The organism is Streptococcus sp. k-628 (assembly GCF_013277475.1).
Lineage (GTDB): Bacteria > Bacillota > Bacilli > Lactobacillales > Streptococcaceae > Streptococcus.
On the sequence record NZ_VMMZ01000123.1, the window covers coordinates 1 to 298 of the forward strand.

Here is a 298-nt window from a genome sequence, read left to right on the forward strand (position 1 = left end):
TCCAATCGAAACAGAATATCTCGATGACCCAACTCTTGATAAAGGTCAAGAAATAGAAGAAGCAGGAGAAATTGGTGAAATTACGCTTACTACAATCTATACTGTAGATGAACGTGATGGAACAATTGAAGAAACTACTTCTCGTCAAATTACTAAAGAGATGGTAAAAAGACGTATAAGGAGAGGGACGAGAGAACCTGAAAAAGTTGTTGTTCCTGAGCAATCATCTATTCCTTCGTATCCTGTATCTGTTACATCTAACCAAGGAACGGATGCAGCAGTAGAACCAGCTAAACCA

Annotated in this window: 1 protein-coding gene; it reads left to right on the forward strand. The window is 38.6% G+C overall.

The window, feature by feature from the left end:
• The coding region (locus HT730_RS10315; protein ID WP_173307536.1) for a G5 domain-containing protein at positions 1-298 on the forward strand (298 nt) is incomplete at both ends.